Source organism: Thioclava arctica, assembly GCF_040892615.1.
GTDB lineage: Bacteria > Pseudomonadota > Alphaproteobacteria > Rhodobacterales > Rhodobacteraceae > Thioclava > Thioclava arctica.
On record NZ_JBFRYC010000041.1, the window covers coordinates 1 to 1,033 of the forward strand.

Here is a 1,033-nt window from a genome sequence, read left to right on the forward strand (position 1 = left end):
GACTCTGTTGCACAAATCAGCTGCCGGACATAGTTCCCCTTTCCCCAGACGGATTCACCCCACCTTTTTCGTGACGGGGATGCCAAGGGCGGTGTAGCCATTCAGGATCGCGATACGCACCTGAACCTCCGCGACCTGGCGGTCGAAGTCCCGCGCCATGAGGCGCTGACCCAGCAGTTTCACGCAATGCATCTTTGTCTCGACGCGACTTCTGCGGTGGTATCCGCTCCAGTTCCGCCAGAGTGCCCGACCCAAGTACTTCGATGCGCTGAGAGCGTCGTTCCTGGCGACGGCACCGGCAGTGCATGGCTTCCATGGCTGGGCATTCTTGCGCGGTGGGATGACCGCAGCCGCTCCGCGGTCAGCGATGGTGTTGTGGCATCTGCGCGTGTCGTATGCGCCATCCGCGGTCACGCTCCCAATCTCCTGATCGCGCGGAATCTGGTTGAGCAGATGAGGTAACATCGGTGCATCTCCGGTATTGCTGCCGGTGATCTCGACGGCTCTGACTTCCAAGGTATGTTCGTCGATACCGATATGGATCTTGCGCCAGACGCGTCGTTTGGGGCCGCCATGCTTGCGCGCATTCCATTCGCCTTCCCCTTCGACCTTGATGCCGGTGCTATCAATCAGGAGGTGCAGCGGGCCCTTCGAGCCGCGATACGGAATGTTGACCGCGAGCGTCCTTTGACGTCGGGACAAAGTGCTGAAGTCAGGCACCACCCAGTCCAGTCCCGTCAGTCGCAAGAGGCTTTCCACAAAGCCCGTTGTCTGCCGAAGCGCCATCCCGAACAGCACTTTCATGGTCAGGCATGCCTGAACGGCGGCATCACTGTAGGTCGGCTGTCGGCCGCGCTTGCCGGTGGGCGCAGCATCCCAGTTCATCTCGGGATCGAACCAGATCGTCAGTGACCCGCGGCGCTTAAGCGCCTCATTATAGGCAGTCCAATTCGTTGTCTTGTAGGTCGGTGCTGTCGGTTTGCTCATGCCCATCAGCTACCACACTGGATTCACGACATGAATCCCTACCGGA

Annotated in this window: 1 protein-coding gene; it reads right to left on the minus strand. The window is 59.9% G+C overall.

Annotated features, from left to right (window positions below):
- Positions 1 to 54: 54 nt before the first annotated feature.
- A complete protein-coding gene (locus AB4874_RS19825; RefSeq protein WP_368393306.1) occupies positions 55 to 987 on the minus strand; it encodes an IS5 family transposase in 933 nt (310 codons plus the stop codon).
- Between the last annotated feature and the right edge of the window lie 46 nt (positions 988 to 1,033).

Excerpts from the sequence above, each read along its gene's own strand:
- AB4874_RS19825 (WP_368393306.1), bottom strand. The coding sequence starts at position 987 with ATGAGCAAACCGACAGCACCGACCTACAAGACAACGAATTGGACTGCC.